The 26,929-nt window shown below is 63.2% G+C and carries 25 protein-coding genes, 2 tRNA genes and 1 other RNA gene; 13 read left to right on the top strand and 15 right to left on the bottom strand.

The genetic code is table 11. From position 1 onward, the window contains the following. Positions 1–37: 37 nt before the first annotated feature. The gene (locus tag ATJ78_RS10965) at positions 38–1,468 is read left to right on the top strand and encodes a 2-oxo acid dehydrogenase subunit E2 (RefSeq protein WP_098407626.1); all 1,431 of its coding nucleotides are present in this window, start codon (positions 38–40) and stop codon (positions 1,466–1,468) included. Here ATJ78_RS10965 and ATJ78_RS10960 read toward each other — a convergent pair. Beyond that, positions 1,465–2,406 carry a hypothetical protein gene (locus ATJ78_RS10960; RefSeq protein ID WP_211288459.1) on the bottom strand — a complete coding sequence of 314 codons (942 nt, stop codon included), beginning with the start codon at positions 2,404–2,406 and terminating at the stop codon, positions 1,465–1,467. The genes ATJ78_RS10965 and ATJ78_RS10960 overlap by 4 nt on opposite strands. A gap of 591 nt (positions 2,407–2,997) precedes the next feature. Between ATJ78_RS10960 and ATJ78_RS10950 the strand changes: the two genes are divergently transcribed. Further along, the gene (locus ATJ78_RS10950) at positions 2,998–3,705 is read left to right on the top strand and encodes a DUF4191 domain-containing protein (RefSeq protein ID WP_098407623.1); all 708 of its coding nucleotides are present in this window, start codon (positions 2,998–3,000) and stop codon (positions 3,703–3,705) included. A gap of 4 nt (positions 3,706–3,709) precedes the next feature. Here the strand turns inward: ATJ78_RS10950 and ATJ78_RS10945 are convergent, their stop codons facing one another. Beyond that, positions 3,710–4,165 carry an RDD family protein gene (locus tag ATJ78_RS10945; protein ID WP_434061496.1) on the bottom strand — a complete coding sequence of 152 codons (456 nt, stop codon included), beginning with the start codon at positions 4,163–4,165 and terminating at the stop codon, positions 3,710–3,712. 137 nt (positions 4,166–4,302) lie between these two features. On the opposite strand from ATJ78_RS10945, the gene glnA (ATJ78_RS10940) reads away from it, so the two are divergent. Next, positions 4,303–5,727 carry a type I glutamate--ammonia ligase gene (glnA, locus tag ATJ78_RS10940; RefSeq protein WP_098407621.1) on the top strand — a complete coding sequence of 475 codons (1,425 nt, stop codon included), beginning with the start codon at positions 4,303–4,305 and terminating at the stop codon, positions 5,725–5,727. A gap of 49 nt (positions 5,728–5,776) precedes the next feature. On the opposite strand, the gene ATJ78_RS10935 is transcribed toward glnA (ATJ78_RS10940), so the two are convergent. From ATJ78_RS10935 to ATJ78_RS10925, 3 genes are all read right to left on the bottom strand, one after another. After that, entirely contained in the window at positions 5,777–8,788 is a 3,012-nt protein-coding gene (locus tag ATJ78_RS10935) for a bifunctional [glutamine synthetase] adenylyltransferase/[glutamine synthetase]-adenylyl-L-tyrosine phosphorylase (RefSeq protein ID WP_098407620.1), read from the bottom strand. Between the two features lie 7 nt (positions 8,789–8,795). Continuing rightward, positions 8,796–10,133, bottom strand: a complete 1,338-nt coding sequence (gene glnA, locus ATJ78_RS10930) for a type I glutamate--ammonia ligase (RefSeq protein WP_098407619.1) — start codon at positions 10,131–10,133, stop codon at positions 8,796–8,798. Positions 10,134–10,210: 77 nt separating this feature from the next. Then, a complete protein-coding gene (locus ATJ78_RS10925) occupies positions 10,211–10,399 on the bottom strand; it encodes a hypothetical protein (protein WP_098407618.1) in 189 nt (62 codons plus the stop codon). 33 nt (positions 10,400–10,432) lie between these two features. Between ATJ78_RS10925 and map the strand changes: the two genes are divergently transcribed. After that, the gene (gene map, locus ATJ78_RS10920; protein ID WP_098407617.1) at positions 10,433–11,299 is read left to right on the top strand and encodes a type I methionyl aminopeptidase; all 867 of its coding nucleotides are present in this window, start codon (positions 10,433–10,435) and stop codon (positions 11,297–11,299) included. An 18-nt stretch (positions 11,300–11,317) separates the two neighbouring features. After that, positions 11,318–12,097 (top strand): polyphosphate--glucose phosphotransferase, encoded by a 780-nt coding sequence (gene ppgK / locus ATJ78_RS10915; RefSeq protein ID WP_098407616.1) that lies wholly within the window; start codon positions 11,318–11,320, stop codon positions 12,095–12,097. Here ppgK and rnpB read toward each other — a convergent pair. The 3 genes from rnpB to ATJ78_RS10900 form a co-directional block, all read right to left on the bottom strand. Continuing rightward, positions 12,095–12,458: RNase P RNA component class A (rnpB, locus tag ATJ78_RS10910), an RNA gene on the bottom strand. The two genes, ppgK and rnpB, sit on opposite strands and share 3 nt — an antisense overlap. 23 nt (positions 12,459–12,481) lie before the next feature. Then, complete coding sequence (locus ATJ78_RS10905; RefSeq protein ID WP_169923443.1) at positions 12,482–13,219, bottom strand: zinc ribbon domain-containing protein; 738 nt, start codon at positions 13,217–13,219, stop codon at positions 12,482–12,484. Between the two features lie 14 nt (positions 13,220–13,233). Then, positions 13,234–14,055, bottom strand: coding sequence for a Nif3-like dinuclear metal center hexameric protein (locus ATJ78_RS10900; protein WP_098407614.1), 822 nt, complete (start codon positions 14,053–14,055; stop codon positions 13,234–13,236). Between the two features lie 71 nt (positions 14,056–14,126). Between ATJ78_RS10900 and ATJ78_RS10895 the strand changes: the two genes are divergently transcribed. After that, on the top strand, positions 14,127–14,798 hold the full coding sequence (locus ATJ78_RS10895; protein WP_098407613.1) for a DNA alkylation repair protein: 672 nt from the start codon (positions 14,127–14,129) through the stop codon (positions 14,796–14,798). A gap of 35 nt (positions 14,799–14,833) precedes the next feature. Here ATJ78_RS10895 and ATJ78_RS10890 read toward each other — a convergent pair. Both ATJ78_RS10890 and ATJ78_RS10885 read right to left on the bottom strand, forming a co-directional pair. Then, positions 14,834–14,906 (bottom strand) — tRNA-Val (locus ATJ78_RS10890). A 33-nt stretch (positions 14,907–14,939) separates the two neighbouring features. Next, a complete protein-coding gene (locus ATJ78_RS10885; RefSeq protein ID WP_098407612.1) occupies positions 14,940–15,404 on the bottom strand; it encodes a redoxin domain-containing protein in 465 nt (154 codons plus the stop codon). Between the two features lie 128 nt (positions 15,405–15,532). Here ATJ78_RS10885 and ATJ78_RS10880 point away from each other — a divergent pair, with 128 nt between their 5' ends. The 5 genes from ATJ78_RS10880 to ATJ78_RS10860 all read left to right on the top strand — a co-directional run bounded on the left by ATJ78_RS10880 (position 15,533) and on the right by ATJ78_RS10860 (position 20,397). Next, the gene (locus ATJ78_RS10880) at positions 15,533–16,732 is read left to right on the top strand and encodes a PucR family transcriptional regulator (protein ID WP_098407611.1); all 1,200 of its coding nucleotides are present in this window, start codon (positions 15,533–15,535) and stop codon (positions 16,730–16,732) included. Between the two features lie 84 nt (positions 16,733–16,816). Beyond that, positions 16,817–17,734, top strand: coding sequence for an ACP S-malonyltransferase (locus ATJ78_RS10875; protein ID WP_098407610.1), 918 nt, complete (start codon positions 16,817–16,819; stop codon positions 17,732–17,734). Positions 17,735–17,748: 14 nt separating this feature from the next. Then, entirely contained in the window at positions 17,749–18,753 is a 1,005-nt protein-coding gene (locus ATJ78_RS10870; RefSeq protein WP_098407609.1) for a beta-ketoacyl-ACP synthase III, read from the top strand. Positions 18,754–18,825: 72 nt separating this feature from the next. Further along, positions 18,826–19,074, top strand: a complete 249-nt coding sequence (locus tag ATJ78_RS10865; RefSeq protein ID WP_098407608.1) for an acyl carrier protein — start codon at positions 18,826–18,828, stop codon at positions 19,072–19,074. An 84-nt stretch (positions 19,075–19,158) separates the two neighbouring features. Beyond that, complete coding sequence (locus tag ATJ78_RS10860; protein WP_098407607.1) at positions 19,159–20,397, top strand: beta-ketoacyl-[acyl-carrier-protein] synthase family protein; 1,239 nt, start codon at positions 19,159–19,161, stop codon at positions 20,395–20,397. Between the two features lie 84 nt (positions 20,398–20,481). On the opposite strand, the gene ATJ78_RS10855 is transcribed toward ATJ78_RS10860, so the two are convergent. Further along, a complete protein-coding gene (locus tag ATJ78_RS10855) occupies positions 20,482–20,985 on the bottom strand; it encodes a DUF3145 domain-containing protein (protein WP_098407606.1) in 504 nt (167 codons plus the stop codon). Positions 20,986–21,207: 222 nt separating this feature from the next. On the opposite strand from ATJ78_RS10855, the gene ATJ78_RS10850 reads away from it, so the two are divergent. Together ATJ78_RS10850 and ATJ78_RS10845 are read left to right on the top strand one after the other, a co-directional pair. Continuing rightward, on the top strand, positions 21,208–21,756 hold the full coding sequence (locus ATJ78_RS10850; protein ID WP_169923442.1) for a PadR family transcriptional regulator: 549 nt from the start codon (positions 21,208–21,210) through the stop codon (positions 21,754–21,756). 54 nt (positions 21,757–21,810) lie between these two features. Further along, positions 21,811–22,932, top strand: a complete 1,122-nt coding sequence (locus ATJ78_RS10845; RefSeq protein WP_098407604.1) for an acyltransferase family protein — start codon at positions 21,811–21,813, stop codon at positions 22,930–22,932. Here ATJ78_RS10845 and ATJ78_RS10840 read toward each other — a convergent pair. The 4 genes from ATJ78_RS10840 to ATJ78_RS10825 all read right to left on the bottom strand — a co-directional run bounded on the left by ATJ78_RS10840 (position 22,929) and on the right by ATJ78_RS10825 (position 26,889). Further along, positions 22,929–24,419, bottom strand: a complete 1,491-nt coding sequence (locus ATJ78_RS10840) for a glycosyltransferase (RefSeq protein ID WP_143741409.1) — start codon at positions 24,417–24,419, stop codon at positions 22,929–22,931. The genes ATJ78_RS10845 and ATJ78_RS10840 overlap by 4 nt on opposite strands. An 88-nt stretch (positions 24,420–24,507) precedes the next feature. Further along, positions 24,508–24,581: transfer RNA gene (locus ATJ78_RS10835), tRNA-Ile, on the bottom strand. Continuing rightward, positions 24,572–25,831 carry a glycosyltransferase gene (locus ATJ78_RS10830; RefSeq protein WP_434061511.1) on the bottom strand — a complete coding sequence of 420 codons (1,260 nt, stop codon included), beginning with the start codon at positions 25,829–25,831 and terminating at the stop codon, positions 24,572–24,574. Before ATJ78_RS10830 ends, ATJ78_RS10835 begins: the two co-directional genes overlap by 10 nt. Before the next feature lie 134 nt (positions 25,832–25,965). Then, positions 25,966–26,889, bottom strand: a complete 924-nt coding sequence (locus tag ATJ78_RS10825) for a DMT family transporter (RefSeq protein ID WP_098407602.1) — start codon at positions 26,887–26,889, stop codon at positions 25,966–25,968. Between the last annotated feature and the right edge of the window lie 40 nt (positions 26,890–26,929).

Below are 26,929 nucleotides of genomic sequence, written 5' to 3'. Positions count from 1 at the left end.
GCTAGGAGTACGAATTGCTTTCAAAGGAGACTAGGTCATGAGCGAAACGGTGAACCTTCCGGCACTCGGCGAGAGTGTCACTGAAGGAACGGTCACCCGCTGGCTGAAAAGCGTGGGCGATCACGTCGACGTCGACGAGCCGCTTCTCGAGGTGTCAACCGACAAAGTCGACACGGAGATCCCGTCGCCTGTAGCGGGTGTCCTTGAGGAGATCCTCGCTCAAGAAGACGACACAATCGACGTTGGTGCGCCACTCGCGAAGGTCGGCGACGGCTCAGGAACCAGCGGCTCTGATGCTCCAGCGGAGCCGGAGGCTCAGGAAAGCGAGCCAGAGTCTCAAGCTCCCGAGCCGGAGCCCGAAGCAGAAGAAGAGTCGCCAGCGCAGCCGCCGGCCTCCTCGAGCGGTGAATCGTCCGACGAATCTGATGACCAGGGCGGTGACACCGATTCAGAACAGGCGGAGTCCGAGCCGGCTTCCGCTGAGTCCTCCACACAGCGTGGCGCAGAAACATCGTCGTCGTCCCAGAGCGAAGCCGACACCGCATCCTCGCAGCAGGAGTCCGCTGACGTCTCTGGCAATGCGGGTTACGTGACGCCCCTCGTGCGGCGCCTGGCCAACCAGCACAGCGTCGACCTCTCTACAGTCGAGGGAACGGGCGTGGGCGGACGCATTCGCAAGGAGGACGTCCTCGAGGCTGCGTCGCGCAATGACACGTCGTCCGCGAAAACTCCAGCTCCTGCCACTGTCTCCGAGTTGCGCGGCACGACGCAGCCGATGACGCGTCTGCGCAAGGTCGCCGCCGAACAGGCGGTCTCGTCGCGTCAGGCAACCGCGCAGGTGACGACGGTCATCGAGGCCGACATCACAACTGTGACGCAGCTCGTCGATCGGGTGCAGGACGCGTTCACAAAGAAGACGGGCAAAGCCCTCGAGATCCTGCCGTTCATTGCAAAGGCGGCGATTCAAGCGCTGCAGGAGCAGCCCGTCATCAACGCGACCGTCGACGGGGACCAGATTGTGTACCCGTCGGACGAGAACCTGAGCGTTGCTGTTGACACCGATCGTGGCCTGCTCAGCCCCGTGGTCAAGAACGCGTCGTCGCTTGACGTCGCCGGACTTGCCGCGGCAATTGACGACCTCGCAGAACGCACCCGGTCGAACAGCTTGAAGCCAGACGAGCTGTCTGGCGGAACGTTCACGATCGCGAGCTCGGACGCTCGTGGCACGCTCATCGAGACGCCACTGGTGTTTCTGCCGCAGTCTGCCGCGCTCAGCGTCGGTGCAGTGTCGAAGCGCGCGGTTGTCGTCGACTCTGCGGGGACTGACGCAATCGCCATTCGGTCCGTCGTCTACCTGTCTCTCTCGTATGACCAGCGCATCATCGACAGCACGGACGCGTCGAGGTTCCTCGCGTCCATGACGAATGCGCTGGAAACCGAGGATTTCGAAGGTCAGCTCGGTCTCTAAACGGCGAACACGTCGCGAAGCAGCCAGCCGGTCTCCGTCCTGATCATGAGGACGGAGACCGGCTTTTGCGTGCTCTGCGCGTCGCCGATCGTGACTACGACAGCTCCGCCACTCGTCTCGGGCTTCGAATACGTGCGGGCGGTGGCCGGGAGGCTGAGGGTGGGAAACGGATCAGCCTTGTGAGATTCGGCCGCTGACAGGTCTGCGTCGAGCGCGGGAGAATCGGGCTCATACAGCTCGCCAAGACATGTCGAAACCTGCGCGGAATGGCGACACTCGGTGCGAGCATCGAGAAGTGCGTCGAGAGCATCGATTGGTGGCAGATCCGGAGAGGCGGCAGGGACGACGGCGGCCGGCGCAGTCGTTCGCACAGGGGTGCCGTGCGCGGGTTCACGCGCTGACGTCGATTGCGGCAGGAGCAAGAAGGCACCGACCAGGCAGACCACGAAGACCAGAGCCGCCACGCCCGCGAGCCTTGCCGCTCTGCTCCTCGCCCGCATCCCTTCGCGGATACGGCGCAGCACCGCAACGGCAGCGGGTAGTGAGAATGACAGCTCCCCCTCGAGAAGCGCGGACAGCGTGCTGTCACGGTGCCGTTCGCGCAGTTGACGTGAACGACGCCCCTCACCGTGATACTCGTTGGACGTCGCTTCACGGCCGACGGCGAAAGGCAGAGGCGGGGCGAGCGCAAAGATGCGGCACTCGAGATCGTCGTACAGTTCGCCTGGTGGCTTCTCGGGCCCCGAGCATTGATCCTGCAGCCACGACGTGACCTGGGACGCCCCCTGGGAACGTGTTCGCTCATCGCTGTGGTGCAGCGCAGAGGCGACGACATACGCGAGTCCCTCCAGGTCGGCCTTGATCGTTGCCGGGGGTCGCGGGCAGACCTCCGTCTGCACCGACAAGCACAGGACGCCCGTCTCCGGCGAATCGCACATGGGCGACATCCACGGATCCATGTGCGATACCGGCGAAATGAAGCTCCTTCAACGCTGACGCGAGGGGTGCTGCGAGCGTCACGATTGAGCCGGCAGCGACAAATCCGGCGTTCTCGAGCAACTCACTGAGCCGTCGTCCCAGTCGTTCGCACACGAGAACGGGCTCGTCAAGCGCGGCAGCACCGACATCGTCGGCGGACTGCACGTGATCGTTAGCGACGCGTGCCGCGAGCTCGAGTTCCTCACGCGAGCGTGCAGGACCTTCAGAGCCGAGAAAGACTCGAAGAACAACGTGCCTGCTCTGCGCATCACTGGCCAGGAATGCGTGTGTCCGCTCCCCCGTGTGCAATCGACGAAGCACACGAAAACCGCAGACGACGTCGTCATGGGACACGGAACGCTGGGTCAGGTTCGCCTCGGTCGTGTCAGATCGTGTCATGAGACGAGTGTGCCCCGTCTGCACTGCAATCAGACCGAAGCACGTGCCCGCTGTGCATAGCGCGTGCAAACTGTCCGCTGTGGGCGAAAGAAACATCGGAGACCGGTAGCGGGCGGAGAAACCAGCATGCGCGGTGACGTATCCTTGATGTCATGGCACGAGAGTCAAAGCGCGCGAAAGCACCAAAGGAACCCGGTCGCCTGAAGCAGATGTGGCAGGTCTTCCAGATGACGCGCCGCTACGACTCCATGGCGCAATGGTGGATGCTGCTGGGCTTCGTGCTCCCCGTCGCCGCTGGCGTACTGCTCGCCGTGTTCCTGGCTGGCGGAAACGTCTTTATGATGATCATGTGGATTCTCGCGGGCGTGCTCGCAGGGCTGCTTGTCGCCATGATCATTCTGGGACGTCGCGCGGAACGTGCGGCATACGGCCAGATCAGCGGCCAGGCAGGTGCCGTTGGCGCGGTGTTCAAGAGCTCTCTTCCTCGAGGCTGGGCGGGAAGCGAAATGCCGGTAAACGTTAATGGGCGCACGCAAGACGCCATCTACCGCGCCGTCGGCCGCGGTGGCGTCGCACTCGTCGCGGAAGGTCCTGCGTCTCGCACAAAGAAGATGCTTGAAGACGAGCGGCGCAAGGTCAAGCGCGTGCTCCCCAACGTGCCGATCTCTGTGTTCCACGTCGGCCCCGATGAAAACTCGATTCCTCTGTACAAGCTCGCCAAGTCCATGCGCAAGGTCAAGCGCGAACTGACGAAGGCAGAAGTTCTCGCGGTAACGAATCGCCTTGGCTCCTTGAACAACCAGCTGCCCATCCCGAAAGGCGTCGACCCGTTCAAGGTTCGACCGCAGCGGGCGCGCTGATTCATCACCCGCGAATCAGCATCGTACCCGCGATCTTGTCGTGAAATCCGCGCTGATCTGAATCCCAGACCAGGATGGGCACGACGAGGCACAACAGCACCGTGCGCACGACGGGGCGCCACAGCCCGACATACCCGCCGGCGAGCGGGACGATTCGCAGGCCGAGCAGGCGGTGCCCCATACTCCCCCCGATCGTCGAGATGAAGACGATCTGCAGAACCGCAAAGACGAGGGGAATCGTCGCCGGATGCTGTGAGACAGCGTTCCACGCCGGCACCAGCGCAGCGATCCCAGAGACGACGAGCGACGCGATCGCCCAGTCGATCACCAGCGCCATAAGCCGGCGTCCGAAGCGGGCCACGCTTCCGTGCCCTTCGCGCGGGAGACCGAGTCTTTCACCCGGATAGGCGCTGGGAGCGAGGTCCCCGAAAGTCTGACCGGGTATGTTGGAAGGTGGCACCACGCCATTCTAGCTGCGCCGTCTGGACGAAACATCGTGGAAACATGAGCGATATCGACGAGAAATCGCCTCGACCTATGGTGATGTCGTTGCACGGTGCAGCGTGATCAGAGTCAGACATCTGGAGTGACCTACGAATGTTCAGTTCCCCAACGGAAGTTCTCGAATTCATCAAGGAGACAGATGTCAAGTTCGTCGACATCCGCTTCACGGATCTGCCGGGAGTGCAACAGCACTTCAACATTCCGGCGTCCACCGTCGATGAGGACTTCTTCACGGTCGGCCAGCTGTTCGACGGCTCCTCGATTCGTGGCTTCGCCAGCATCCATGAATCGGACATGCAGCTGATCCCCGACGTCTCGACCGGCTATGTGGACCCGTTTCGTCGCGAGCGCACGCTCGTCTTGATCTTCGACATCTACAACCCGCGCACGGGAGAGATCTACGCGAAGGACCCCCGGCAGGTCGCGAAGAAAGCCGAGAAGTACCTCACGTCGACGGGCGTCGCCGACACCGCATTCTTCGCGCCGGAAGCTGAGTTCTACATCTTCGACGACGTTCGGTACGAAGTAAAGGAGAACTCGGCTTTCCACAGCGTCGATTCCAGCGAAGGAGCATGGAACTCAGGGCGTGAGGAGCCGGGAGGCAACCTGGCCAACAAGACGCCGTTCAAGGGCGGCTACTTTCCCGTCAGCCCAGTGGACCAGCACGCCGACCTCCGCGACGACATCTGCCTGAAGCTGACCGACGTCGGACTCGAGCTCGAACGCAGTCACCACGAGGTGGGCACGGCGGGGCAGGGCGAGATCAACTACCGTTTCGACACGATGGTTCACGCGGCCGACGATATTCTCAAGTTCAAGTACGTGGTCAAGAACACAGCGACTCAATGGGGAAAGACGGCGACGTTCATGCCGAAGCCGCTGTTCGGCGACAACGGATCGGGAATGCACACCCACCAGTCGCTCTGGAACGGGGATCAGCCGCTGTTCTATGACGAGAACGGCTATGGCGGGCTCTCTGACGTCGCACGGTGGTACATTGGCGGGCTCCTCGCGCACGCGCCCGCGGTGCTCGCATTCACGAACCCGACGGTCAACTCGTATCACCGGCTCGTGCCGGGGTTCGAGGCACCGGTGAATCTCGTGTATTCGGCTGGAAACCGTTCTGCGTCCATTCGCATCCCCATCACGGGCACGAACGCAAAGGCGAAGCGGGTGGAGTTCCGTGCTCCGGACGCATCGGGGAACCCGTACCTGGCTTTCGCGGCACAGCTCATGGCCGGGCTCGACGGCATCAAGAATCGAATCGAACCGCTCGAGCCGATCGACAAGGACCTCTACGAGCTTCCGCCAGAGGAGGCAAAGGGCATTCCTCAGGTTCCGGCCTCACTCGGTGCAGCTCTCGATGCTCTCGAAGCCGACCACGACTTCCTTCTCGAAGGAGGCGTTTTCACTCGCGAGCTTATCGACACGTGGATCGACTACAAGCGCGAGAACGAGTTGAAACCACTCGCCCTGCGACCGCACCCGTTCGAGTTCGAGCTGTATTACGGCGTTTAGAGCGTGGAGGGCCGGCGGTGACAACCGCCGGCCCCTCACGTCATCGGAGTCAGAACGCTCGCGTGTGAGGTACGTCGGGGCGTCCGTAGAACGACTGCTCGAAGACGCGACGGGCGCGACGTGTGATGGCGAAATAGTCCTCCTCGAGAGCGCCGGCGGAACCCGGAGGGTACTCGAGTATGCGTGCGATACCTTCGAGCTGCCTGCGCTCGATCGGCAGGACGTCCGTCGTGCGGTTCAGCCACAGCGTCATCGCCGAGCGCGCCCGTGATGCAAAAGTCCACGCTTCACGCAGCTGCTCGGCTTCATCGGGCTTGACGAGCCCGGACTCGACCGCCACCTCAAGCGCCGTGAGAGTCGACGTGGTCCGGAGAGAGACGACCTCGTGGGCGTACTGCAACTGGATGAGCTGCACAAACCACTCGACGTCACTGAGCGAGCCGCGACCCAGCTTGACGTGTCGCAATGGATCGGCGCCCCTCGGCAGCCGCTCGTTCTCGACACGCGCTTTGATTCGTTTGACCTCGCGAACATCGTTCTCGCTGATCTGCGCGGGATAGCGGACGGTGTCCGCAAGCTCGATGAAGTCGCGGATGAGGCCTTCATCGCCCGCGACACCTCGAGCTCGCAGGAGAGCCTGTGCCTCCCAGGTGAGCGACCATCGCGCGTAGTACGCGCGATACGACTCGAGCGACCTGACGACGGGGCCGTTTTTGCCCTCCGGGCGGAGATCAACATCGAGGTCCAAAGGCAGCACGGGGTCGTCGGTGAGCCGGGTGAGTTCCGCAACATACTTCTGCGCGACGTCTTGTGCCTTCGCCGTGTCTTCAGTCAGCGGTCGGAAAACGTAAATAACGTCGGTGTCCGACCCGAAGCCGAGTTCTGCTCCCCCGAATCGCCCCATGCCGACAATTGCGAACTCGAGGAGCTCACCGCCGGGAACTGTCGCACGAATCTGACGCAGCATTCCCTGGAGCGTCGCGTCCGTGACGTCTGCAAGCGCTGGACCGAGCTCAGTGACACCGTCGATGTCGAGAATCGCGCCAAGGGCAAGCCGCAGAATCTCGCGGCGGCGCACTCGGAGCACGGCTTTCGCCGCACGCTCGAGAGATTCGTGCCGTGAGAAGATGGCCCGCATCTCGTCGCGGAGTGCCGGGAACCCGATGGGGCGAAGCTCCGTGTCGTCTTCGAGCCAGGCCGAAGACTCGGGGAATGCGGCAAGGAGCTCTCCCACATAGCGTGAGCTCGAAAGCACCCGCGTCAACCGCTCGGCGACCATCGATGAATCGCGCAGCATCCTCAAGAACCAGTGAGACGAACCGAGCGCGTCACTCAGGCGGCGGAATGCCAGGAGGCCATAGTCGGGGTCTGCGCCTTCAGCGAACCAGCGAAGCATGACGGGCAGAAGATGCCGCTGGATCGTCGCGCGGCGAGACACTCCCGCAGTGAGGGCGGCGATGTGACCGAGCGCACCGCGCGGGTCCCGGAATCCGATCGCGGTGAGTCGCGCCTTCGCCTGATCCGTGCTCAGGGTGAGCTCGTCTTCAGGCAACGCCGCCACTGCGCTCAGGAGCGGTCGGAAGAAGAGGCGTTCATGCAGTTCACGGACGTCGTGCTTCGTCTTCTCCCACGTGCGCACGAGCGAAGAAGCGCCGCCGGACTGCCGAGCGGAGCGTGCGAGAACCCGAAGGTTCTCCTCTTCGCGTGGCATCAGGTGCGTGCGTCGTAGACGCGCGAGCTGAAGTCGATGCTCGAGAACGCGGAGGTACCGATAGGCATCGGCGAAGTCTGTTGCCTCCTGCCTGCCGATGTAGCCAGCATCAGAGAGCGCGCTCAAAGCAGGAAGCGTGCCACCATGGCGCACGCTTTCATCGGCCTGACCGTGAACAAGCTGCAGCAGCTGCACGGTGAACTCGACGTCCCTGAGACCGCCCGGTCCGAGCTTGATCTGGCGCTGCACCTCGTCTGCAGGAATGTTCGCGGTCACACGTCCTCTCATGGCCTGGACGGACTCGACGAAGTCACTCCGGTGCGCACTGTCCCAGACAAGCGGTGATACCGCGTCGACGTACTCGCGGCCCAACACCGTGTCACCCGCGAGGGGACGCGCCTTGAGCAGTGCCTGAAACTCCCAGCTCTTCGCCCAGCGTTCGTAGTACGCCAGGTGCGAATCCAGACTGCGAACGAGAGCGCCATCTTTGCCTTCAGGGCGCAGATTCGGATCCACTTCCCAGAGACCCGGTTCGACGGCCGGTTCATCGACGATCCGCTGCATGTGCATTGCCAGCCGCGTTGCGACGTCGATCGCGCGACTTTGGCTGAGTTCGCCATCGCCCTCGGCCACGTATATGACATCGACGTCGCTGACATAGTTGAGCTCCCGGGCGCCCGCCTTTCCCATGCCGATCACGGCGAATCGCGTGAGTTCAACATCTGCTCTCGGGAAGAGGGCTCGCCCGACATCCGGTGCCGTGAGTCGTGTCCGAGCGATGGCGAGTGCGGCCTCGAGAACTGCGGAGGCAGCATCCGAGAGATGTGCTGTCACCCGCTCGAGAACCTCTTTCGGGTCCTGCGCCGAGAGATCGACGATGGCGATGCGCGCAAGAAGGCGCCGATAACGCTCCCTCAGCAGACACGCGGCGTCGTCACCACCTGAGGCCGCGAAGCCGTTGGTTACGCCGAGAGCTGTGAAGAAATCGGCGCGCATGTCGGATGCTGAAGGGATGTCCTCTCGGGTCAGGGCAAGGACATCGAGATGCTCCGGGTGTCTCAGAAAGAACTCAGCAAGACCGCTCGACGCGCCGAGCAGGCGGATGAGCGCGTGCCGCTGCGTCTCCTCGGCCCATCGGCCGCCGACGGATCCCTCGTGCGTGCGCTCGAGAGCTATAAGGTGCGTGAGCGCGGAATCCGGGTCCGCCGCTACGCTCAGTTCCGGGGCGAGAGCGTCCGCCGGAACATCGAGAAGCTCGCTGAGTTCGGCCAGCCATTGCTTCGCTTCCGTCAATCGTGAGAATCCGGAGCGAGCCAGGCCGCTCAGCGCCGATTGATCACGTGCGACCATGAGCGCGTCAGAGAGCGGTGAGGTTCGTGCGGAGTTCGTACGGAGTCACTTGAGCCCGATAGTCGTGCCACTCCTGTCGCTTGTTCAACATGAAATAGTCATACACCTGCGAGCCGAGGGTTTCGGCCACGAGTTCCGATTGCTCCATGTACTGCACCGCGTGATCGAGATTCGACGGCAGCGGCTCGTATCCGAGGGCCCGTCGTTCCGTGTCAGACAGGCTCCATACGTTGTTCTCGGCCTCTGCTGGAAGCTCATATCCTTCTTCGATCCCCTTGAGACCGGCAGCGAGCATGAGCGAGAAGGCGAGATAGGGATTGCAGGCTGAATCGATGCCGCGGTACTCGACGCGCGAGCTCTGGCCCTTGTGCGGCTTGTACATTGGAACGCGAATGAGCGCAGAGCGGTTGTTGTGACCCCATGTGACGAAGCTCGGTGCCTCGTCGCCGCCCCAGATTCTCTTGTACGAATTCACGAACTGGTTCGTGACGGCCGTGATCTCCTGCGCGTGCGTCAGCAGCCCGGCGATGAACTGGCGGCCGACTTTCGACAACTGGTACTGCGATCCGGCTTCGTAAAACGCGTTGGTGTCGCCTTCGAACAGCGACATGTGGGTGTGCATGCCTGAGCCGGGCTGCCCGGACATCGGCTTGGGCATGAAAGTAGCATGGACGCCCTGCTCAATGGCGACTTCTTTGACGACGGTTCTGAACGTCATGATGTTGTCAGCGGTCGTGAGCGCGTCGGCGTAGCGAAGATCGATCTCGTTCTGGCCCGGTCCGCCCTCGTGGTGGCTGTACTCCACGGAGATCCCGATGTCTTCCAGCATGGTGACGGCACGACGCCTGAAGTCGTGGGCTGTGCCTCCGGGAACATTATCGAAGTAGCCCGCGTCGTCGACGGGCACAGGTCCGCCGTCCACGAGCGACGCTGACTTCATCAGATAGAACTCGACCTCGGGGTGAGTGTAGAACGTGAAGCCGAGGTCCTTGGCTTTCGCGAGAGTCCGCTTGAGAACGTGTCGCGGGTCGGCAGCCGCTGGCTGTCCGTCTGGGGTTGTGAGGTCGCAGAACATGCGCGCCGTCGGGTCGATCTCGCCGCGCCAGGGAAGCACTTGGAAGGTTCCCGGGTCCGGCACTGAGAGCAGGTCGGACTCGTAGCTTCGCGTGAACCCCTCGATCGCGGAACCATCGAATCCCAGACCCTCAGCGAACGCGCCCTCGACTTCTGCCGGGGCGATGGCCACGGATTTGAGAGTTCCGACGACGTCGGTGAACCACAGCCGCACGAACTTGATGCCACGCTCTTCGATCGTGCGAAGAACGAAGTCACGCTGCTTGTCCATCCACTCCCCTTTCACCCGCTGCTGACGCCTTGTTCCAGGCTAGTCGTTGAGTGACGTGCTGCGCAGTCCGTCGCGCCTCAGTTGTTCTCGGATTCTTCTTCCTCGGCCCACTTGCGGCTGTTCTCCGCGAGGCGCTCCAACGCGTGCGACGCTTCCTCAGCCGTCTCGAAAGGACCTGCTCGGTCGACGGAGGGCGACACATAGCCTTGCTCGACTTCGCCGGTCTTGAGGTTGTACCAGTATTTGGTCGATGGATCGTCAGTCATCGGTGCTCCTTCCGCTCAATTAGGATCGAGTCTATGCCCAAGGATTCTCACGGTCATCTGGTTGCCGGACGTGTCGGACCTCAGCGGCTGGTACCTCGATCGATCCCCCGGCCGGAATATGTCGGCAAGAAGTCGCCAACCCCCTACAGGGGAAACGACGTGTATTCTGCGGAGCAGATCCAGCGAATTCGAGAGTCGAGCATCATCGCCGCTCGCGCGATCGAGGCGGTCGGAGCGCACATCCGACCCGGAGTCACTACTGACGAGCTCGATCGCGTCGGGCACGAGTTCCTCGTCGACCACGAAGCGTACCCATCGACACTCGGCTATCGCGGATACCCCAAGTCGCTGTGCAGCTCGGTCAACGAGGTCATCTGTCACGGAATCCCCGACGACACGGTCCTTGAGGACGGCGACATCATCAATATTGACATCACTGCCTTCCACGACGGCATGCACGGAGACACGAATCGAACGTTCGTCGTCGGCAACGCGACGCGTGAGGCCCGCGATCTCGTCGAACGCACGGAAGAGGCGTTGAGACGCGGAGTCAAGGCGGTCGCGCCGGGCCGCGAACTCAACGTGATCGGTCGTGCCATCGAGTCCTACGCTAAGCGGTTCGGGTACGGAGTTGTTCGCGACTTCACGGGCCACGGCGTCGGAGAGGCGTTCCACTCGGGATTGATCGTGCCTCACTACGATGCCGCGCCAGAATACTCAACCGTGATGCAGCCGGGAATGGTCTTCACGATCGAACCGATGCTGACGGCGGGCGACATCACATGGGACATGTGGGCAGACGACTGGACGGTGACGACGAAGGACAAATCACTCACCGCGCAGTTCGAACACACGCTTGTCGTGACCGAACGCGGCGCCGAAGTGCTCACTCTTCCCTGACACCGGTAATCTGTCGTTATGAGCTCGCATGACACGAACGTCGCCATCGGAATCGATATCGGCGGAACGGGCATCAAGGGGGCGTCTGTCGATGTCCGCACAGGGTCGCTGATCAGCGAGCGCATCAAGGTTCCGACTCCAGAGGGAGCGCGCCCTGACGATGTCATCGAGGCGGTGGCGACGCTCTTCGAGAGGCTCTCGACAGAAGACATCGCAGATGCACCGCTCGGTGTCGCCTTTCCCGCAGTCGTGAAACACGGGGTGACGATGTCGGCTGCGAACGTTTCCGACGAGTGGATTGGCCTCGGTGCCGAGAAGCTCTTCGAAGACGCGCTGTCCCGAGACATCAGCTTTCTCAATGACGCGGATGCTGCCGGGCTCGCTGAGCTTCGCTATGGAGCTGCACGCGATGTTCGTGGGGTCACGTTGATGACCACTCTGGGTACGGGCATCGGAACCGCGATTCTCTCGGGCGGCAAGCTCGTGCCTAACGTCGAGCTTGGTCACATCGAACTCGACGGCAAGGATGCCGAGACGACGACGTCGAACGCTGCTCGAGAACGAGAGGATCTCTCCTGGAGCCAGTGGGCACAACGTCTCCAGCGGTATTACAGCGCGTGCGAAGTGTATCTCTCGCCCGACCTTATCGTCGTCGGGGGCGGCGTGTCGAAGCACCACGAGCACTTCCTGCCCCTGCTCGACCTCACTGCGAAGATCGTGCCCGCCAAGCTGCGCAACAATGCGGGGATTCTCGGCGCTGCGGCGCGAGCCTCCGACAAGCATGTCGCGAGGGTGTGAGCGGGTCGGCTGATACGCCGGGTTCTGTTCAGGCGACGAACGCCATCGACGGCCATCTCTCTCGGGGACGTGTTGCCACGGCCCTCTAGCGGCCTACCCGGGAACGAGACGAGCAGCCTCATGGTTCCCTGTCTGGCCTTGCTCCGGGCGAGGTTTACCGAGCCATCCGAGTCACCTCGGATGCTGGTGGTCTCTTACACCACCCTTTCACCCTTACCGCACGGTTTGACCGTGTGGCGGTCTGCTTTCTGTTGCACTGTCTCGCGAGTTACCTCGGGTGGGTGTTACCCACCACCCTGCTCTGCGGAGCCCGGACGTTCCTCGGCACCGTTACCGGTGACGCGACCGTCTTGCCGACCCGTTCACGCTTCTATCGTAGCGTGCTCACCAGAGTCCGGACTCTTCCGTACGAACCACGATGCAGTTGCACTCGGGGCAGCGCACGACATCGTCGATGGCTGCAGCGCGCACGTCGGCGAGGTCCTGACCGGTGAGAGTCATGGTGCAGCCACCGCACGTCCCAGCCCGGAACAGCGCTGCGCCGATCCCGGTCTTCGCCCTCTGCTTCTCGTAGATCTCCAGTAAGGCTGTATCGAGCGACTGAGCGAGGGCTGTGCGAGCACCGTTGAGCGTGCCCATTTCGGCGGCGATCGCGTCAAGGGACGACTGTCGCTGCGCGGTGATCTCCGAGATGCGGTCGCTGATGGCGCTGCTCTCCGCTCGGGTGCTATCGGCGACGACCGTGGCGTCCTCGACCGCCTGCATCACCTCGAGCTGCTGCTCTTCGAGAGCCGACGTGCGCTTTCTCAGGGAATCAAGTTCTGCCTCGAGCGCTGCGACATCCTTGACGGACGACGTCTGCTGCAATCGCTGTTCATCTCGTTGCATGCGCGCCGCAACTGTCGCCGCATCCGATTCGAGGCGTGCAAGATCGGCCTGCGCATCTTCGACGGCGCCGACCTCTGTCGCGAGCCGACGCGTGATGGCGTCACGCTCAGCGTTCGCTTCGGTGAGCGCGTGGTCTTCGGGGAGATTCCTTTCGCGATGGCGGAGCCGGTCGATACCGGAGTCGGACTGCTGAAGATCGAGGAGCTTCTTCTGCTCGGAGTTCGGTGCCTTCACGTATGTCTCTTTCATCAAGCGTTGCGGACGGAGAAGTCCCACGGGTCGGTTCGGACGTCGCTCACTCGTACGTCGAGCGTGGGGAATCGTGCGGTGAGCTGCGCCGCTGCGTTCGAAAGCCAGAGCGACTCGGCCGCCCAGTGCGAGACGTCGATCAACGCGGGGCCCCCCGTGAGCATCGACTGCTCTCGCGATTCCGACGCCGGATGGTGGCGCAGGTCGCTCGTCACGTACACGTCAGCGGAGGTTACGGAGGGGTGCGCAAGCAGAGAGTCCCCCGCCCCGCCGCAGATCGCGATTCTCCGAACGGATGCCGTCGCGTCGCCCGCCACGCGAACGCCGCTGACGGTCTTGGGCAACGCATCTGCCACACGCGCGGCGAACTGCTCGAGGGTGAGTTCGCCTGTCAGGTCTCCCACGCGCCCGATTCCCCCGACGCCGTTCCGAGCGGGGGTGATGGGTTCACTGTCGACGACGCCGAGCGCATTCGCCATGGCCGACGATGTTCCCCCATCGACGACGTCAGCATTCGTATGCGCGGTCACGAGCGCGCAGTCGTGACGAATCAGTCGCGTGAGCAGGTCTCCTTTGTAGCGATCAGCTGCCACGCTCGTCACTCCGCGCATGAGGAGCGGATGGTGCACCAGCATCAGCTGCGCGTTCTCGTCGACGGCCTCGTCCACGGTTCCGCGAACGGCATCGACGGCAAGGATCACGCGTTCGACGTGCGCACGCGGGTCCCCGCTCACAAGCCCCACGGCGTCCCAGTCCTCGGCACCGGAGCGCGGCCACAGCTCGTCTGCGACGGCAAGGATATCTGCGAGTAAAACGGCCACTCGCCCAGCCTACGCGACCCAGCGGCCCCGGCGGCTTAGTCTTGAAGCCTGACGGGGAGTGGGGTGTGGGCATGACAGGCGAGAACGTCGCTGATCTCAGAACCGAGCTTTCCCAACTGGAGGATCCTGGTCTGCGCGCGGCCAATGAACGCCGGGGAGACGACCACGGGATCAACCTGACCGCGTTGCGCTCGATCGCAAAGAGGCTGAAGAAGCAGCCAGAACTGGCACGCGAACTCTGGGCGACTCACGAGACCGGGCTGCAGCTTCTCGCGGTTCTGATCAGTAGCCCGCGGCAGTACGACTCTGCTCAGCTCGATCGGATGCTGCGTGAAGCACGTGCTCCCAAGGTGCGAGAGTGGTTTGTCAACTACGTCGCAAAGAAGTCACCCCATGCAGAAGAACTCCGCGTGTCCTGGCTCGGCGCTGACGATCCGCTCGTCCGGAGCGCCGGGTGGGCGCTGACTTCCGATCGTGTCGTCAAGAACCCGGACGGTATCGATCTTCGTGGGCTGCTCGATGCGATCGAGTTGTCGATGAAGACTGCTCCCGATCCACTCCAGTGGCAGATGAACGCGTGTCTCGCTCAGATCGGGATCATGCACCCCGAGCACCGCACTCGAGCGATCACCATTGGCGAGCGGCTCGAGGTTCTGAAGGACTATCCGACACCGCCAGGCTGCACGTCACCCTACGCTCCCACGTGGATCGGGGAGATCGTCGCACGGAGACGTGACGGCTGACAGCCCGTGGCGTCGCGGCATCGCCGCCTTTGAGGTGGGCCCTGCCGGGCTCGAACCGACGACATCCACGGTGTAAACGTGGCGCTCTACCAACTGAGCTAAAGGCCCCTGCCGCGTGCGCGACGTGTCAATGATAGCGGGTCACGCGCTGCGATCGAACTCGGCGAGGGCGCTGACATACATCTCGGTCGTCCGAGCCCGGTCGGCGGGCGTCGAAAACGTCGTGACCACCCTGCCCTCGCCGTCGATCGCCACCGTGACGCGCTGTGCTCGGCCCCGTGCGGCGTCGAAAGCTTCGTAGCGAGCAGACACGGCTCCGTGGGGCCAGAAGTCCGAGAGCAGGCGGATGCTGGTTGCCACCGAATCGGCCCAAGCGCGCAAGCTGAACATCGAGTCGACGGTCACGCCGACGACCTCTGCGCCAGCCGCCTCAAAGATCCGCTCGTCGGCGGAAAGCTGCTCGAGCTCGCCCGCACAGACGGCGGAGAATGCGAGTGGAAGGAAGACGAGCACCGTCCGTGTGCCGCGCAGATCGCTGAGCCGAAGGCGCCGCCCGTGCTGGTCGGGCAGGTCGAACTCGGGAGCGACGTCACCGATGGAGAGCATCTGCCGTACCTTTCTGAAGAAGAACTCGAACAAGGCTAACCGCAGAGATGGTTAGGCTGAGTGGTCGGGAGCGATGTTCTTTCCCGCCCTGACAGAATCGTTGGTGACAGCGAGGAGACAGCTCTAACGTGCCACGGAACAAAGAAGAAACACTCGCCTGGCTGCGCCGAATTTCGGGAGAGCTCGCCACGGTCACGATCAAACGGCTGGAGAACACTCTGCCGTGGTACGCCGACATGCCGCCCGGCAGGCGCAGCTCCGTCGGCTTGGTGGCTCAAGCGGGCATCTCGTCGTTCATCGCCTGGTTCGACGATCCGCGGTCGACGCCGTGGATCGCCGCGGACGTCTTTGGTGCCGCGCCGCGTGAACTGCTCCGATCTGTGAGCCTCCAGCAGACACTCCAGCTGATCCGGGTCACGGTGGAAGTGGTCGAGGAAAGAGTCGCTGGGCGCGATGAACAACTGCGAGAGGCGATCCTGCTCTATTCGCGCGAGATCGCGTTCGCCGCCGCGGACGTCTACGCACGCGCTGCAGAAGCGAGAGGACTCTGGGACGCGCGCCTTGAAGCACTTGTCGTCGACTCCATTCTTACCGGCGAGACCGATGACGAGCTTCCGAGCAGAATCGCCGCGCTGGGGTGGCATGGTCACGGCGAGGTCTGCGTGCTCGTCGGCACGGCTCCCCCGCAGCTCGACGTCGACCATCTGAGGCGCGCTGCCCGGCATATGCAGGCGGACGTGCTCATCGGCGTGCAGGGCAAACGGCTCGTCCTTGTCATCGGACGGTCTGAGCCACGAAGCGCAGAAGGCGACGACACCGTTGGCACTGCACCTGCCCTCTCGTTCCAGGAGATCGCATCGCAGCTCGAGTCAGGATTCGGCGATGGCCACCTCGTGCTCGGTCATCCCGTGCCCACGCTGATCGAGGCATCGCAGAGCGCCCGCGCAGCACTTGCCGGGTTCGCCGTCGCGCGCGCCTGGCGACACGCGCCGCGCCCCGTGCTCGCTGACGACTTGCTTCCGGAGCGAGCTCTCGCCGGCGATCCTCTCGCAAAGCGCACGCTCGTCGACCGTGTCTACCGGCCGTTGAAAGACCATTCCACCGAACTCGCGACGACGCTCTGGTGCTATCTCGACAATGGACGCTCGCTTGAGGCGACGGCCCGCGAGCTTTTCGTGCACCCAAACACGGTCCGCTATCGGCTGAAGCGTGTGTCTGAGGTCATCGGGTGGGACGCCACGGGAGCGCGTGAAGCGCTCATACTGCAAGCGGCGTTGATCCTCGGTTCCATCGCCGAGCACGAGCCAACGCGCAGAAGACGAGGGTGACCGTGAGCAGTGCCACAAAGGATCCTCTGATTCTTCGTCGGTGTTCAACACACGCGAGTCGCGCTGGCGCGGCAGACTAGAACGGTGATTGTCATCGTCTGCCCTGGACAGGGCTCACAAAAACCTGGCTTTCTCGCTCCCTGGATCGAATCAGCTGAGGCGAGAGCGCTTCTCGCCGACTATTCGGATGCTGCTGGACTCGATCTTGTCGCGTACGGCACCGAGAGCGACGCCGAGACCATCAAAGACACCGCTGTTGCGCAGCCGCTGATCGTCGCGGCGGGCCTCCTCGTTCTGCATCAGCTCGCCCAGCGCGACGTTCTCCACCGTATTGGCGGCATCGCCGGGCACTCGGTTGGCGAGATCACGGCCGCGGCTGGCGCTGGCGTGCTCACATCGGCAGACGCGATGGCCTTCGTGAGCGAGCGGGCAGCGGCGATGGCAGAGTCTGCTCGGCAGGTGTCGACCGGAATGAGCGCAGTGCTCGGAGGCGATCCGGACGACGTGGTCGCAACGGCACGAGCGGTGGGACTCGAGCCGGCGAACTTCAACGGCGGGGGGCAGATCGTCGTGGCGGGTGAGCTTCCGGCACTTGCGCGCCTCGCTGATGAGCCGCCGGCCAAGGCGCGCGTCATGCCCCTCAAAGTCGCCGGTGCTTTCCACACTCGATACATGAGCGACGCACGAGAGTTCCTCGCGGCGCGGGCAGACACGTTCCCCGCGACCGACCCCTCGCTCCGACTCTGGACGAACAACGACGGTTCGGAGATCAGCCACGGTGCGAAATTCCGCGATCTGCTCGTCACGCAAGTGGCCTCACCCGTCCGGTGGGACCTGTGCATGGAGTCGTTCGTCAACGCCGGTGTGACCGGGGTGATCGAGGTGGCACCTGCTGGCGCATTGATCGGCCTCGCCAGGCGCGGTCTCAAGGGCATTCCAACGCTCGCTGTCAACACGCCCGATGACCTCGATGCCGCCGCCGACATGATTACTGCCGCCTGACCCACGAAAGAGCCATGACTACCCCCACGATCAATCAGTCAGCAGGATCCGCACACACGCGCTTTCTCGGATTCGGTGCGTCACGCGGAGACCTGGCCGTTCCCAACGACGACCTCGTTGAGCCGATCAACTCCTCCGATGAGTGGATTCAGCAGCGCACGGGAATCGTGTCGCGCACACGCGCCTCAGCTGGCGTTCTCGCTATCGATATGGCGACGGATGCCGCACACGAGGCAATTCGCGTCTCAGGCGTCGACCCGGCAGACATCGACCTTGTCGTCATCGCAACGATCAGCAACGTCCAGCAGACCCCGTCCATGGCCGCCGTCGTCGCCGACCGCGTGGGATCTAACCCAGCAGCCGCATACGACATCAACGCTGCGTGCGCTGGATACACGTACGCTGTCGCCCAGGCCGACGCCCTCATCCGCTCGGGTGCAGCGCGCTACGCTCTCGTCATCGGGGCTGAGAAGCTGTCCGACGTCGTCGACCCAACGGATCGGACGATCTCATTCCTGCTGGGAGACGGCGCCGGGGCCGCCGTCATCGGGCCGAGCGACACGCCGGGAATCTCCCCCACGGTATGGGGATCCGATGGATCTCGAGCTGACGCGGTGGGGATGAACGGGACACTCGTCGATTACCGTGACGGCAAAGCCGAATGGCCGACCCTTCGTCAAGAGGGACAGACCGTTTTCCGTTGGGCCGTGTGGGAGATGGCGAAGGTTGCGCGCAAGGCGATCGACGAGGCGGGAATCTCCCCGTCTGACCTCGCCGCGTTCGTGCCGCACCAGGCGAACATGCGGATCATCGACGAGTTCGCCAAGCAGCTCGGCCTGCCGGAGAGCGTTGTGATCGCGCGCGATATCGAGTCGACGGGCAACACCTCGGCAGCATCCATTCCGCTTGCAACGCACCGGCTCCTTCAGGGGCACCCGGAGCTTTCGGGAGGGCTTGCGCTGCAGATCGGATTTGGCGCGGGGCTCGTGTACGGCGCGCAGATCATCGTTCTGCCGTAGGCAGCCTCTCGGCTCATCACCGTCCTGACCTCTAGACTGTTCATCGGTCAATCGACACTCAAGGAGAAACACATGGCACTGTCCAACGAAGAAGTCCTCGCTGGCCTCGCCGAGCTCGTCAACGATGAGACCGGCATTGCAGCGGACACGGTCGAGCTCGACAAGTCGTTCACAGACGACCTCGACATCGACTCGATCTCGATGATGACCATCGTCGTGAACGCTGAAGAGAAGTTCGACGTCAAGATCCCGGACGAAGAGGTCAAGAACCTCAAGACCGTCCGCGACGCCGTCGACTACATCGTCAAGGCCCAGGCCTAGCTCGCACGACTCCGGCGCGGGCCGCGAAACGCGTGCCCGCGCGGACGTCGAGCAAGCACGATTGACCCTGAGAGAGTCGTAGGAATGACCAAGAAGATCGTCGTCACCGGAATTGGCGCGACCTCGCCGCTCGGCGGAACCGCCCGTGAAAGCTGGAAGGCGCTGTTGGCCAAGGAGTCTGGAGCGCACAACCTCGAGTACGACTGGATCGACGAGTACTCCATCCCCGTAACGTTCGCTGCGGAGGCTAAGGTCCGCCCGAGCGAGGTCCTGGAACGACCGGTGGCGAAGCGTCTTGATCCGTCCAGTCAGTTCGCGCTGATCTCCGCAATGGAGGCATGGGCGGATGCTGGTGAGCCAGACGTGGAGCCAGAACGTCTCGGCGTCGACTATGCAACCGGCATCGGCGGCGTGTGGACGCTTTTGAACGCGTGGGACACGCTGCGTGAGCGCGGCCCGCGGCGCGTTCTGCCGATGACTGTTCCCATGCTCATGCCGAATGCTGCATCTGCGGCGGTGTCCATGCACTTTGGTGCTCGTGCATTCGCGCGAACCGTCGCCTCCGCCTGTGCGTCGAGCACCGAGTCGATTGCGAACGCGTACGAGCATCTACAGCTTGGCCTCGCCGACGTCGTCATCGCCGGAGGCACAGAGTCAGCCATTCACCCGATCACGATCGCGTCGTTCGCCTCGATGCAGGCCCTCTCGAAGCGGAACGACTCCCCCGAGACGGCCTCGAGGCCCTACAGCATCGACCGCGACGGGTTCGTGATGGGCGAGGGCGCTGCAAGCCTCGTTCTTGAAACAGAGGAACACGCGCGTGCGCGCGGTGCTCACATCTACGCGGAGCTCGCCGGAACCGGCGTGACCGCTGACTCCTACCACATCACGGCGAACGACCCCGAGGGGCGTGGCGCGAGCCGTGCTGTCGAACTCGCGCTGACACAGGCAGGCGCGTCAGCCGACGACGTCACGCACATCAACGCACACGCCACAAGCACGCCTGTTGGCGATGTTGCCGAGTATGCGGCCCTGCGCGCCGTCTTCGGTGATCGTGTCAGCGAGATCCCCGTGTCGGCAACCAAGGCGTCGACAGGTCACTTGCTCGGAGGAACGGGTGCTCTCGAGTCAGTGTTCTCGATCTACGCCATCGCAGAGCGCACCGCGCCGCCGACGATCAACATCACGACGCAGGACCCAGAGATTCCTCTCACGGTCTCTGGCGATGTCCAGGATCTCGGGCAGAGAGACCAGCTGGCCATCTCGAACTCGTTCGGCTTCGGCGGACACAACGCCGTGGCTGCGTTTCGTTCCGTCTCGTGACGCTTTGACGGTACTGAGTAGACGAGTGAGGGCTCCTTCCGTGCGGAAGGAGCCCTCACTCGTTCGAGTCCGGTGATGTGTTGTTCAGCCCACCTTGTGCAACCACACGACGGGCGCGGTGTCGCTCGCGTGACGGAAGACATCTAACTCGTCGTCCCAGGCTTGACCGAGCGCGACTCCGAGACCTTCCACGAGCGCATCGGCAGAGCCGTGGGAGGACTCCATGACGGCTCGGATTCGGTCTTCGGGTACTACCGTGTTGCCGGCAGTGTCGAGTTGGGCATAGAAGATTCCGAGATCAGGCGTGTGCATCCAGCGTCCGCCGTCGGAGCCTGGCGTAGCGTCTTCCGTCACCTCGTAGCGCAAGTGCTCCCAGCCGCGCAGGGCAGACGAGATCGCGGCTCCCATGCCCTGGCTTCCTTCCCAGTAGAACTCGGTTCTCTGGCTGCCGGGCAGGACAGGCTGGTCGGTCCAGTTGAAATTGACCGCACGACAAAGAGCGCGTCCGGCCGCCCATTCCACATGGGGGCACAGCGCGCGTGGCGACGAGTGAATGTAGATCACTCCCCGAGCAGCTGGCGTCGTCATCTTGTCTCCCTTGTTTCACCGGTACGTCTTCCCCTACGACCAGTGACGGCGACTGTGCGACTGCCCTATGAAGTTATCCGAACTGTCGTTCTCTGCACATTATGCCCCAGGTGTTGAGAAGATGACAAGCTTTGCAGCATCCCGCCTCCTCGGCGAGTCGGGAACCACCGCCGTGCGCTCACGACTGCCTATACTCGGTATAGAGGTGAGAGAGGAGAAGGTGTGGCCGTCAAACACGGGTTGCTCGCGATCCTCACGCTTGGGCCCGCGTACGGGCTGCAGCTTCGCGACGAGCTTGTGGCGCGCGCTCCTCACCGCAACGGAATCAACGTGGGACAGGTCTACGGCACCCTCGAAAGACTCCGCAAAGCGGGTCTCGTGGTTGAGGCTGGGACAACGCTCGACGGCCTACAGCGATACGGCCTGACGTCGTCGGGGCGCACTGCTGCCGCCGAATGGATGCGCGCGTCCGCCCAGGGCGCATCGCTCGACTGGTCGGAGATGCTCGATCAGGTACTCGTTGTTTCGTCGATTCCCGACGCTCCCATTGACCAGCTGATTCGAAGCTATCGCGCCGCTCTCGCACCAGCGAGCCCAGAACGCGCCGAATCGCAACCTCGGCAACGCCAAGTGGCCGACTCCGCGACGCTTTTGCTTCTCGATGCCGCCCGTCAGTGGATCGACGAGGCCGCACGATCGCTCAGTACATCCGCGGCCTTCGAGCTCTCGAACGAGCGGCCACGGCGGGGACGCCGCGCAACGCTGTCATGATTCACGGAGCACTGACCCAGTGTTCATCCAGCGCGCGCTCGTAACGTGTGATCAATGCCGAGTTTGGGGAGAATCCGCAGCTTAGACGGCGTGCGAGGGGTCGCCGCACTTGTGGTGATGCTGTATCACGTGAGTCTCATCGCCCGTCCGCACGTCTCTGGCGAACTCTGGGCGTGGCTGACTCAGAGTCCGCTCAAACTCCTCTTCGTCGGTACGGAGTCCGTTCTCGTGTTCTTCGTGCTCTCCGGACTCGTGGTCGCTCTGCCTGCCCTCAAGGAAGGCTTTGGGTGGACGACGTACTATCCTCACCGCGTACTTCGGCTGTATCTGCCTGTGATCATGTCGCTTGTGCTGGCTGCGATACTCATCGTGCTCATTCCCAGAGATCCAGCGACGGTACCCGAGGGATCGTGGATGCGCGATGCCCAGGCCTCGACCGTCAGCTTTGAGAGCTTGCTCAGCGAAGCCTCGCTCTTCCAGACGACGTATGACATCAATAACGTCCTGTGGTCACTGCGCTGGGAGCTCTTCTTCTCGCTCCTGCTACCGGTCTTTGTCATCGTCGCATCGGCGTTCCGCAAGTATGCACTTCTCCTGGGTGCGGCATGCGGGGCATTGACCGTGGTTGGACGGATCACGAGTGTTGACGCGCTGGTGTACCTGCCGGTATTCATGATGGGAACGCTCATCGCCGTCCGACTCGAAGATATCGTCGCCTGGGGAGCTCGAGAGCGGAGGCGCCGGGTCTGGATAGGCCTGGCGGCAACCGCCGCGCTGTTCATGGTCTCCAGCTGGGTGGCGCGCCCGATCTTCGAATCGGGAACCATCGGCAATCTCTTTCTCTGGGGGCTGGCCGGTACCGGGGCTGCGATCATCATCGTGCTCGCGGTGGCATGGCCCGCGTGCAGGAGACTGCTTGAGGTTGCGCCCGTGCAATGGCTGGGGAAAATATCGTTCAGTCTCTATCTCGTGCACGCGCCGATCCTCGGCACGTTCGGGTTCCTCTTCGGCGACGAGCTCTGGTGGATGAGCGGAGTAGTCGGAGTTCCCGTCAGTCTCGCCGTCGCTGCCGGCTTCTACAGTCTCGTCGAAGCACCATCCCAGAAACTGAGTCGACGCGTCGGGCGATGGAGCGGACGAGTGGTGCGACGTGCGCCAGCCACTCAAGCGAGCTAACGGTCGAGTCCCGTCACGCGCTGAATTCGGCGCTTCAGTCGACCAAGACTCTTTCGCGCACGAACCAGGGGACGGACGTCTCCCGACCGTCGCGCGCGCTTCGATTCAAGTGCGATCTCCATCGCGCGCGCCCACTGGCGTGAGACAACCGGGTCTGAGTAGCGGAGGGAAATTGTCTGGGCTCGGCGCCTCATGCGCGCGAGCCGATCGTGCGTCGTCGTCTGCTCGCGCAGAATGGCGCGAGCGAGCGACTCGACGTCCCCATCGTCAGCAAGGAAACCCGCACGACCGTCTGCAATGATGTCTGCGGGACCATAGCGAATGTCGTAAGAGATCGGAATGCACCCGTAAGCCATTGCTTCGACAAGCACGAGCGGCAAGCCCTCCGCCGTTGACGACAGCAGGCTGAAGTCAGCATCGGCGAAGCGAGCAGCGGCGTGGCGTTCGAAGGGCCTCAAGACGACAACATCACTAAGTGAGAGCTCGTCGACGAGCTGCTGCAACCGATCGCGCTCCGGACCGTCGCCGTAGATGTCGAGGGTCACGTCGAACCCCCGGCTGCGCACGACAGAGACCGCTCGGATCGCGTGGTCCACGCGCTTCCGTTTGGTCAGCGAAGCGAGCATGACGCCACGTCCGCGATGATGAGCGGATGCAGGAACGGACGGAGTCTGAGCACGGCTGTTGGGTATCGCGAACAGCTCATTCGGATGAGCACCGTCGGCAAGCATGTCATGGCGCTGCCGCTGTGTCAGAGTGACCAGTGCGTCGTACTCCTGCGCGTGCTCGAATGGCTCTCGGCGTGACGCCCGGAGAGCGTCGGAGTCGCCGGATCGGCGGTGCGAGCCGTGCATGATATGCATGGTGATCACGTTGTCGCGCTGATAACTGTGAACGAAGCGCGCGGCCGTCTTGGAGTCAATGACAATGAAGCTGCGCTTGCCCTCTGTCAGCGCGTCGAGCCAGTAACGGTACACGGCCCACACGCTCTTCCAGGACCGCACCGGTGCCCCCGACTCGTCGTAGAAGACGACCACGCGCTTCGAGTCGGTCTCCCGGTCAGTCATCAGCAGTGAGCCGTCTTCACGGAACCGGTCGACAGCCGACTCCCCCGAGTCTTTGCTTCGTCGACGGCACAGCACGGTGCCATCGCGAACGTGCACCTCGTCGTCTGCACGCGGTTCAAGCTCCGTCACGGCGTCGTGCCCTCCAGGCTTGCGCTTGACGCCATGCTCACGGAGCCAGTCCCAGATGTTGAGCAGTTGCATCTCGTCGATGAGCTCACCCTCGGCCCGGAGCTTCCATTCAAGTTCCGGATAATCGGGTCGATCGTCGAGCGTGAGGACGGTCAGCGAGCCACCGCCTTCGCGGACGAAGGCTCTCGATCGATGGAGCATGGCCGCAGTCATGCCGCCGAAATGGTCTGGTATCCCCCATGTCAGAGCGAACTGCCGCCCCCGCGGGAATCGCACTTGTGCAATCGACACATTCAGAGGCTAGGTCTCTGAACTTTGCAGAAGCTGTGACCTCGCCGAATAGGTCAGGGATGCGCACTGAAAGGTCTCGGCGCAGAGGTGGGGCGTGCGGGACTTGAACCCGCGACCGACGGATTATGAGTCCGCTGCTCTAACCGGCTGAGCTAACGCCCCCGACGCTCGTCATCGGACACGTCCGAGACGTCAGTGACCGGGTCGATCACCGCTTCACCACGATACAGGCTTTCGAAGGTCGTGAGCGTGTTCTGGATGTCGTGTGGCCGGATCATTCGCAGTGACGCGCGCTTCATCGCCTCAAGCTGCTTCTCGTCGAGCGTGAGCACGTCGGTGAGACGGGCAGCGAGCTCATGTTCATCGCCCGGCGTAAACAGGTATCCGTTCTCGCCATCGTGCACAAGATGCGGCAGCGCCATAGCGTTCGCCGCGACCACGGGCAAGGCCGTCGCCATGGCTTCCATCGTCACAATGCTCTGCAGCTCAGCGATCGAGGGCATCGCGAGCACAGTCGCGCGGCTGTACGCGGTTTTGAGCTGCTCATCTGTGACATAGCCCGTAAACGTCACACGGTCGGCGACGCCGAGTTGCTGAGCAAGCGCCTCGAGATTGCGCTTCTGGTCTCCTCCGCCAATGATCTCGAGCTTGGCATCGAGGCTCTCGTCGAGCCTGGAGAACGCCTTAATGAGCACATCAATCTGCTTCTCTCCAGTAATGCGACCGACGAAGATGATGCGGTTCTCGGTGCGCTTCTCGAAGACGGGATGGTAGAGCGACGCATCGATTCCGCACGAGATCGCGTGCACGTCGTTGCGACCGGCAGAGCGCTCGAGAAAGTCGGCTGCGCGCCTGGTCGGCGTCGTCACCGCGGACGCGAGCGAGAGAATCTTCCGTGCGTCGCGCCACATTGTCTTCACGGCGGGTTCTTGAACGAACCTCGGCAGAAGAGTGAACTCGAGCAGGTTCTCGGGCATCAGGTGGTTCGTCGCGACGACGCGGATGCCCCGTCGTGCTGCCTCAATGGTCATTCCCCGCCCGACGACGAGGAACGATTGGGAGTGCACGACGTCGGGCTTCACAGCATCCAGGATTCGTGCCGCGTTCTTACGCGACCGCCACGGGAGAGCGAACCGAAGCCAGTCGTGCGGGAACCAGCGCCAGCTGTACAGCCGATGGACCGTCATGCGCTGCCCCTCGTGAGTCTCCGTCCACGTACCGTGGCGACGCGACGATGCCGGTGCGACGACGTGAACATCGTGACCGCGTTCTACGAGACCTGCAGCGAGACGCTCTGCGAAGCGCGCTGCGCCGTTCACATCTGGAGCAAACGTATCTGCAGCGATCAGCACGCGAAGAGGGCTGCGGCGTGAATCGCCGGTGCGACGTTCGTTCTCAGACAAGGTGGGGATCGTTCCTCCGTCTCGGCCGGTGCTGGTCGCACGCGGTCACAGGTGCGGCGATCGGTTGGGACGCGCACGGACGTGGTCAGTCTAGTCAAATGAAGCGCGTCGTCGCTTTTGCGAATTGCGGCGTGTCAGCAAGCTCACGGTTTCGCCTGAGGATGGTGGCGCGCGAGCTGGAAGACGCCCCAGATCGCCACGGTCCCGGCGATGACGAACGAGAAGATCGCCCACAGTGGAGCGTTGGCAGCCTCTCGCAGCACGATGATGCCGACGGCGACAGCGACAAGCGGGTCGATCACCGTGAGACCGGCGATCACGAGATCAGGGGGCCCCGAAGCGTACGCATTCTGCACGAAGTAGGCCCCGAGGGCCGTTCCGGCGATGAGTCCCACGATGCACAGAATCGTCAGCCAGCCGACATTGCCGTGCGAGACGCGGCTCAAGATGACCTTTGCAAGTGTGGCGACGAAACCGTAGATGCAGCCGGCAGCCACGATGTAGAAGATGGCCTTCGCCCGCGACCTCGTCACCGCAAACACCACAGCGAAGATGGCCAGAACCGCCACCATCGCGACGAGTATGACGATGAGGGCCGTCGACGTAACCGGTCGGTCGACACCGACGATCGCCGCCGTCGTCACGAACAGCGCGACACCTGCGACGCAGGCGACGATGGCAACGACCGACCGACGATTGAGCGTGATCTTCGCGATGCGGGCGTTAAGCACCGACGTGATCACGAGTGCGATCGCGCCGAGAGGCTGCACGAGGATCAGCGGAGAGAACGCCAGTGCCGAGAGCTGAAAGACGATCGCAAGGGCGAGCATGACTGTGCCAATCACCCACGACGGCCTCTGCAGCAGCGCCTTGAGCTGTGCGAAGTTCAGGCCGCTCGCCGCTTCCCGCCCGCTGGAGCTCTCGACCTTCACCACTCCACGGTGCTGAAACTGCGCACCGAGCGACATCAGCACCGCGCCAACGAGAGCGAAGGGGATGCCGATGAGCCTCGCCGGATCCTGAGTGAACTGGTCGGTCAGCCCCGAGAGATCGTCGAGCGGAAACATCACGAACCGAGACTACCGTGCGCGTGCGAAAGATAGGCTG

The organism is Paramicrobacterium agarici (assembly GCF_002563955.1).
Lineage (GTDB): Bacteria > Actinomycetota > Actinomycetes > Actinomycetales > Microbacteriaceae > Paramicrobacterium > Paramicrobacterium agarici.
The sequence above is the reverse complement of the archived record's forward strand: the minus strand, read 5'-3'. Positions and strand labels throughout refer to the sequence as shown.

Bases quoted from the DNA above. Each gene is read 5' to 3' on its own strand.
- ATJ78_RS10965 (WP_098407626.1), top strand. From the start codon at position 38: ATGAGCGAAACGGTGAACCTTCCGGCACTCGGCGAGAGTGTCACTGAA.
- ATJ78_RS10960 (WP_211288459.1), bottom strand. From the start codon at position 2,406: ATGTGCGATTCGCCGGAGACGGGCGTCCTGTGCTTGTCGGTGCAGACG.
- ATJ78_RS10950 (WP_098407623.1), top strand. From the start codon at position 2,998: ATGGCACGAGAGTCAAAGCGCGCGAAAGCACCAAAGGAACCCGGTCGC.
- glnA (WP_098407621.1), top strand. From the start codon at position 4,303: ATGTTCAGTTCCCCAACGGAAGTTCTCGAATTCATCAAGGAGACAGAT.
- ATJ78_RS10935 (WP_098407620.1), bottom strand. From the start codon at position 8,788: ATGGTCGCACGTGATCAATCGGCGCTGAGCGGCCTGGCTCGCTCCGGA.
- glnA (WP_098407619.1), bottom strand. From the start codon at position 10,133: ATGGACAAGCAGCGTGACTTCGTTCTTCGCACGATCGAAGAGCGTGGC.
- ATJ78_RS10925 (WP_098407618.1), bottom strand. From the start codon at position 10,399: ATGACTGACGATCCATCGACCAAATACTGGTACAACCTCAAGACCGGC.
- map (WP_098407617.1), top strand. From the start codon at position 10,433: ATGCCCAAGGATTCTCACGGTCATCTGGTTGCCGGACGTGTCGGACCT.
- ppgK (WP_098407616.1), top strand. From the start codon at position 11,318: ATGAGCTCGCATGACACGAACGTCGCCATCGGAATCGATATCGGCGGA.
- ATJ78_RS10895 (WP_098407613.1), top strand. From the start codon at position 14,127: ATGACAGGCGAGAACGTCGCTGATCTCAGAACCGAGCTTTCCCAACTG.
- ATJ78_RS10885 (WP_098407612.1), bottom strand. From the start codon at position 15,404: ATGCTCTCCATCGGTGACGTCGCTCCCGAGTTCGACCTGCCCGACCAG.
- ATJ78_RS10870 (WP_098407609.1), top strand. From the start codon at position 17,749: ATGACTACCCCCACGATCAATCAGTCAGCAGGATCCGCACACACGCGC.
- ATJ78_RS10865 (WP_098407608.1), top strand. From the start codon at position 18,826: ATGGCACTGTCCAACGAAGAAGTCCTCGCTGGCCTCGCCGAGCTCGTC.
- ATJ78_RS10860 (WP_098407607.1), top strand. From the start codon at position 19,159: ATGACCAAGAAGATCGTCGTCACCGGAATTGGCGCGACCTCGCCGCTC.
- ATJ78_RS10855 (WP_098407606.1), bottom strand. From the start codon at position 20,985: ATGACGACGCCAGCTGCTCGGGGAGTGATCTACATTCACTCGTCGCCA.
- ATJ78_RS10845 (WP_098407604.1), top strand. From the start codon at position 21,811: ATGCCGAGTTTGGGGAGAATCCGCAGCTTAGACGGCGTGCGAGGGGTC.
- ATJ78_RS10825 (WP_098407602.1), bottom strand. From the start codon at position 26,889: ATGTTTCCGCTCGACGATCTCTCGGGGCTGACCGACCAGTTCACTCAG.